Below are 6372 nucleotides of genomic sequence, written 5' to 3' on the forward strand. Positions count from 1 at the left end.
GGCGAACGGGTCTATGGGTCAGAGACTTCCTGATCTGCGCATCAGCCGGCGCGCTGCGTGCCCAGCAGGGCCCGCGTGCCCGCCAGCGAGGGCATGCCGCCGGTGGCGCCGCGGCCGGTGACGGAGAGCGCCGCGGCGGCGTTGGCGCAGCGCATGGCGTCCTCCAGCGTCTCGCCGCGCGCCAGCGCGGCGGCAAGGCTGCCGGTGAAGGTGTCGCCCGCGCCCACGGTGTCCACCACCGCCTCCATGCGCCAGCCGGGCACGCTGAGACTGGCGCCGTCGCCGCGCCACAGCCGGCAGCCCGCGGTGCCCAGCGTGGCGATCACCGCGCCGGTGCCGCGGCGCAGCAGCGCCCGGGCACCCTCCTCCAGCCCGGCGCCTTCCAGGCCGGCCAGGGTAAGCAGCTCGGTTTCGTTGGGCGTGAGCACGTCGGTCAGCGCCAGCAGCTCATCCGGCAGCGGCCGTGCCGGCGCCGGATTGAGCAGGGTGCGCACGCCATGGACGCGCGCGATGCGGAATGCCGCCAGCGTCGCCTCCAGCGACACCTCGCAGGAGGCCATCACCACCTTGCTGCCGGCGATGGTGGCGCGGGCCGCCTCGACCTGCCGCGCCCCGAGCCCGGCACCTGCGCCAGGCGCCACGGCGATGCTGTTGTCGCCGTCGGGGTAGATCAGGATCTGCGCCACGCCGCTGCGCTCGCCGGGCGCGATCTCCACGTGCCGTGCATCGATGCCCTCGCCGCTCCAGAGGCTCAGCCCCATGCGGCCGAAGTCGTCGTCGCCGACGCGCGCCACCAGCGCCACGCGCGCGCCCTGGCGGGCGCAGGCGATGGCGGCGTTGGAGCCCTTGCCGCCGGGGCCGATGTCGAAGTTCTGCGCCAGCAGCGTCTCGCCGCGCGCCAGCGGCCGCGGCACGTGGCTGACCAGATCCACGTTCCAGCTGGCGATGCAGACCACGTCCGCGCCGTGGGGGGATGCTGCTTGGGTCACGGGTGCGAATCCTCGGTGGGGTGCAGCCGCTCCGGGTGGTCTTCCAGCCGGAACGGGATGTCGGGTCGGGGCAGGCCCAGCACGCGGTGCTGGGCACTGGTGATGTGCAGGTCGATGCGCTCGATCACGGCCTGCACGTCGCGCGCCTTGAGCGCCTGGATGAACCACAGGTGCTCGCGCAACGCCGCCAGCAGGATCTCGGGCGCCAGCGTGGAGCCTTCGAGCCGGATCAGCCGCACGCGCAGGCTGTTGATGCGGTAGGCGTCGGAGATCAGCTCGTTGTCCAGCGCATCGATCATGAGATCGTGCAGGCCCCAGTCCACGGTGGTGGCGTCGGTCAGCAGCTGCTCGTCGATGCCGTCGCGCTGCGCGCGGCGCACCAGCGCCCAGTGCGCCTCCTCGATGGCCTCCAGGTCGGCATCCGACACCGTGGCGCAGAACTGCTCGGCCGCATGGCGCTCCAGCACGCGGCGCAGGCCGAAGGCGTTCTTGATCAGCCGCATGTCCACGTGGGCGATCTGCAGCCCGCGCTGCGGCACCGTGCGCAGCAGCCCTTCCGCCTCCAGGCGCGGGATGAGCTCGCGCACGGCGCCCAGCGGCATGTCCAGCAACTGCATGAGCTCACGCTGCGACACGAACTGCCCGGGCCGGATGTTGGCCTGCAGGATCTGCTGCCTGAAGTTTTCATAGGCCTGCATGCGCAGGCTGGGCGCGGCGCCGTTGGTGCGAGAAGTGCGCGTCGCCATGGTGCTCAAGCTGCCGCCCGCAGCTTTTGCGCCCCGGGGGCGCCGTTCGCCACACCCATGTCGCTTCGTGGCCGCGCCGCGCGGAGTGCGCGCTCCAGCGCAGGCGAAGTCTCGGACGACAGCAAAGACAGGAAGTGCTTGGACATGGCTGGCAGGGTCGGCGGCGCCCGGTGGAGAAGGCTGACGCGGACCAACCCTCATGAATGGTCATTGATTTCTGGCTGACATGTTAGTGGGTTTTTATCAATGAGTCATCCCTGAATACCCGGCCGAGGCACCCTGCCGGCGATGCCGGCTCGTTTCTCGTGCGCGTCTCCTGGATGGACATACCAGCTCATGGCGCAGGCAGCGGGTGAAGCGTCGGTTGACGTGGCCTCGCCCGTGGCCAGCGCCTGGCATTGAGACGCGACGACCGTGTCGAAGAGCGGCTGCATTGCGGACCGCTGGCCACCCCGGAAACCGCCTCCAAGCGACGACAAGCACCTCGTCGGACTCGCTCGATGTCGCACCGGTCTGGAGCATTGGTCCCGGCAACAACGACCTTGCCCAGCCTCGGGCCCTCGCCGTGGATGTCGCAAACCGACAAGACCGTGTCGCGCCATCAATGCCGCGCCCGATGGGCGATTTCTATAGTCGGGGCGTGGATGTCAAGAAGGTAGCGCGCGCAGGACATTCATGAGATCACCAGAGTTGAACCATGATCGTCACTGCCGAATCCGCGTTGAGAATCCTGCTGCGCAGAAGAAACTGTTCCGGGCACCTGCGCCATGCGACGCGGCAACTGATTCATCAAACCATTGCGCAAATCCATGCCGAGATGCGAGCCGGAACGGGACGGGCATGAAATGCTGGCGTCGGGCGAGCTTTTCAAAACCCGGCCAAGGCCACGCCCAAACTCGGAACTGGAGGCGCGGTAACCCGGTCATCGCAGCACCGGTCGAATGCTGTGCCGGCCACTGGCCGAACAGAGATTCGGTCGGCTCATCCGGCGAGCGGGCGCTACAGAAGGTGGTAACCCGGGCCACTCAGGCACACCGGCCGGTGCAGGGAGAACGGCGGAAATTTGTGGACGGCGGCGTCGTCCGCCCGAAAAAGGTGGTACGCCACCCGGCGCGCGTTGCATGCCGGGTGGTGCCGGGCCGCTTCGTCGGTGGCCCGCATCCCGATCAAGCCGCCTTGCGCAGCAACGAGTGGGGATCGAGCACGTACTTGCGCGGCGCACCGTGGTCAAAGGCCTCGTAGCCCTTGGGCGCGTCGTCCAGCGAGATCACTTCCACACCCACGGTGTCGGCGATCTTGATGCGGTCCCACAGGATGGCCTGCATCAGGGCGCGGTTGTACTTCATGACCGGCGTCTGCCCGGTGAAGAAGCTGTGCGACTTGGCCCAGCCCAGGCCCAGCCGCACGCTGAGCGAACCGCGCTTGGCCGCCTCGTCCACGGCACCGGGATCGTCGGTGACATAGAGCCCGGGGATGCCGATAGCGCCGGCCGCGCGCGTGATCTCCATCAGCGAGTTCAGTACCGTGGCCGGTGCCTCGTGCTGGGCCCCCTCGTGGCCGTGCCCGCGAGCCTCGAAGCCCACCGCGTCCACGGCGCAGTCCACTTCCGGCGTGCCCAGGATCTGCGCCACCTGCTCGGCCAGCGTCGCGTCCTTGGACAGGTCCACCGTTTGATAGCCGAGCTGGCGCGGGTGCTCCAGCCGCACCGGGTTGACGTCGCCGATGATGACGCACGCCGCACCCAGCAGCCGCGCCGATGCGGCCGCGGCCAGGCCGACCGGCCCGGCGCCGGCGATGTAGACCGTGCTGCCCGGCCCCACGCCCGCCGTGACGGCACCGTGGTAGCCCGTGGGCAGGATGTCCGAAAGACAGGTGAGGTCACGGATCTTTTCCATGGCCTGCGCCCGGTCGGGGAACCGGAGCAGGTTGAAGTCGGCGTACGGGACCATCACGTACTGGGCCTGCCCACCCACCCAGCCGCCCATGTCCACGTAGCCGTAGGCGCCGCCCGCGCGCGAGGGATTCACGCTCAGGCACACGCCGGTGTGCTGCTCCTTGCAGGTGCGGCAGCGCCCGCAGGCCACGTTGAAGGGCACGGAGACGATGTCGCCGACCTGCAGCGTTTCCACGTCGCGGCCCTTCTCGATCACTTCGCCGGTGATCTCGTGGCCCAGCACCAGGCCGACGGGCGCGGTGGTACGGCCGCGCACCATGTGCTGGTCGGAGCCGCAGATGTTGGTCGACACCACGCGCAGGATCACCCCGTGCTCGGCGGTGCGCCCGCGCGGATCGACCAGCTTGGGAAAGTCGATGCCCTGGACTTCCACCTTGCCGGGGCCCATGTAGACCACGCCGCGATTGCTTGAACTCATAGCTTGTCTCCTGTTGCTGGGACACATGAACGAGGCGATGTGCTGCGCCTCTGCCTTGGAAGGTCTGGCAGCCGACCTTCATTCACTCCGAATGCCGAAGAAGCCGGCCCAGGACGCTTCCGGCCCGATCGCGGCGCCGAGGGGCCAACGCACGTTGTCCTGAATGCAGGACGTCGATGCCTCGACAGCGCCTGGAATGGGCATGTGCCAACCAGCACACGCCCGCCATGCCAACGGTTTGGTTACTGAATCAACGCCAGCTTGCGCAGGTGCTCCAGCAGCGCCTGGGCCTTGTCCACGGTGCTGCCCTCGCGGATGACGAGGCCGCCCTGCCTGGCCGGCGCCCCGGAGCCCGTGGCGCGCGCCATGCGCGCCGCACCGCTCTCGTTGGACGCGGCGGCCAGCGCGCGGCGCTGCTTGCGCGCGGGCTCCAGCACCCAGCGGTCGGCCTCGAGCTGTCCCGAAGATGCGGTGTCGGCTCGCCGGTCCTCGATGCGCCCCTGCTGCGCGGCCACCCAGGCGTGGCGCTGCGGCAGGTCCTCGCGCTGCGCCAGCCTCGGGCTGGTCACCAGCACCGCCGCGGTGCCGGGCTCCAGCCGCCAGGCGCGGCGCGCCCCGCGCGGCAGCGCCTGCACCACGCGCCAGCCGCCGTCGCCTTCCGGCCGCAGGTCGATCACCTCGCCGATGAGCTCGCGCTGCAGCCGCTGCGCCAGCAGGTACGGCAGCATGCCGCTGGAGAGGCCCGACTCGCCGCGCGGCCCGGCCAGCACCAGCGCGCTCTCGCGGCACACCGGCACCAGCGCCGCCACCGCGTCGGCCAGGCTGGGCTCGGGCTGCGCCAGCCGCGTGAGGCGGCTCACGCCCTGCGCCAGGTAGTCGCGCGCCACGCCTTCGGGCATGGCGCCCGCCGTGCACAGCTGCGGCTCGCGCCCGGTGCCCAGCGCCTGTTGCGCCAGCGCCACCGCGGCGGCATCGGCGCGGCTGCGCGTGGCGCGGCCGCTGACGGGGTCGATGCGGGTGCTCACCAGCACCGTGATGGGGGTGGTGCTCATCAGGCCATCTCCAGGGTCTTGGTGGCGGCGCCGGCCTTGGCGGCCGGGGCGGCCGCGGGGCCGCCGCGCAGCAGCGTCAGCAGCGCGCGCATGAGCGGCTGCACGTCCTCGGCCACGGTCAGCTCCGCGCGCTGCACCATCGGCGCTGCCGGGTCGGTGTTGACCGCCATGACATGGCGGCATTCGCGGATGCCCTGCAGGTGCTGCACCGCGCCGGAGATGCCCAGCGCCAGGTAGCCGCGCGCCTGCACGGTGCGCCCGGTGGCGCCGATCTGCTGGCTGCGCGGGAAGCGCCCGTCGTCCACCGCCACGCGCGAGGCGCCCACGGCCGCGCCCAGCGCCTGCGCCAGCTCGTGGAACAGCGCCACGTCCGTGACGCCGTTGCCCGCGGCCAGGATGAAGTCCGCCTCCTCCAGCGCCACCTGCTGCGCCTGGCCCGCCGTGCGGCCCAGGTCCACCACGCCGGCCGGGGTGCGGCTGGCCACCGCCTCCAGCCTCACGCTCTGGCCCAGCCCCAGGAACGGCAGCTCGGTGCGCGCCACCTGCCGGCCGATGAGCAACAGGTCCACGCCCTGCAGCGCCGTGGTGGCGTCGCCCGGGGCACGGCCCACGCCGCCGTGGTCGCGCACGCGCACCCGGCCGTCAGCCACCTCCACCACCGACGCGGCGACGTTCAGGCCCTGCAGCACCGCCAGGCGCCGCCCGATGTCGGCGTCGTCGCCGCGCTCCGGGGCGATCACCAGGCGCGGGCGCAGCGCCTGCCAGCGCCGCGCGACGGCCGTGGCCAGGGCCGGCGCCGTCGTGGCCGGCGTGATGGGCAGCAGCTCCAGCCGGTCGATGCCCAGCGCCGCGGCATCGAGCTGCAGCGCCGCGTCGGTTGCAGGGGCGATGACGACCACGGCCTCGTCCGCTTGCGCCAGCAGCGCCGCCGCGGCGATGGCCTCGCGGGCATGCTCGTCGAAGCTGCCGCAGTCCGGGTGGGCGATGACCAGCACGCAGCCCGGCACGGCCTGGTGCAGGCGCGCACGGCGCACGGCGCTGCCATGGACGGCGCCACCGCGCAGGTCGCGCTCGCCCTCGGTGCTGCCCAGCACGATGCGGCGCAGCCCCTGCGGCGTGATGAGCGCCGGGCGCCGCGGATCGAGTCGACGGATCATTGCTTCACCTCCACGGCCTGAGCCACGAGCTCGGCCACGTCCAGCACCTCGGGGCG

The 6372-nt window shown here is 71.6% G+C and carries 6 protein-coding genes; all 6 read right to left on the reverse strand.

Going from position 1 to position 6372, the window contains the following annotated elements; translation table 11 throughout:
* Positions 1–41 precede the first annotated feature (41 nt).
* Complete coding sequence (locus HHL10_RS24950) at positions 42–989, reverse strand: ribokinase (protein WP_169163117.1); 948 nt, start codon at positions 987–989, stop codon at positions 42–44.
* Positions 986–1735 (reverse strand): GntR family transcriptional regulator, encoded by a 750-nt coding sequence (locus HHL10_RS24955; RefSeq protein WP_169163118.1) that lies wholly within the window; start codon positions 1733–1735, stop codon positions 986–988. Before HHL10_RS24955 ends, HHL10_RS24950 begins: the two co-directional genes overlap by 4 nt.
* A gap of 673 nt (positions 1736–2408) precedes the next feature.
* The gene (locus HHL10_RS24960; protein ID WP_169163119.1) at positions 2409–2546 is read right to left on the reverse strand and encodes a hypothetical protein; all 138 of its coding nucleotides are present in this window, start codon (positions 2544–2546) and stop codon (positions 2409–2411) included.
* Positions 2547–2901: 355 nt separating this feature from the next.
* Positions 2902–4107 carry a formaldehyde dehydrogenase, glutathione-independent gene (gene fdhA, locus HHL10_RS24965; RefSeq protein ID WP_169163120.1) on the reverse strand — a complete coding sequence of 402 codons (1206 nt, stop codon included), beginning with the start codon at positions 4105–4107 and terminating at the stop codon, positions 2902–2904.
* Positions 4108–4349: 242 nt separating this feature from the next.
* Positions 4350–5159, reverse strand: a complete 810-nt coding sequence (locus HHL10_RS24970) for a hypothetical protein (protein WP_169163121.1) — start codon at positions 5157–5159, stop codon at positions 4350–4352.
* Positions 5159–6316, reverse strand: a complete 1158-nt coding sequence (locus tag HHL10_RS24975) for an electron transfer flavoprotein subunit alpha/FixB family protein (protein WP_169163122.1) — start codon at positions 6314–6316, stop codon at positions 5159–5161. The genes HHL10_RS24970 and HHL10_RS24975 overlap by 1 nt, the downstream gene beginning before the upstream one ends.
* Positions 6317–6372: the final 56 nt, after the last annotated feature.

The sequence above is a fragment of the Azohydromonas caseinilytica genome (genome assembly GCF_012927045.1).
GTDB classification, from domain to species: Bacteria; Pseudomonadota; Gammaproteobacteria; order Burkholderiales; family Burkholderiaceae_C; genus Azohydromonas; species Azohydromonas caseinilytica.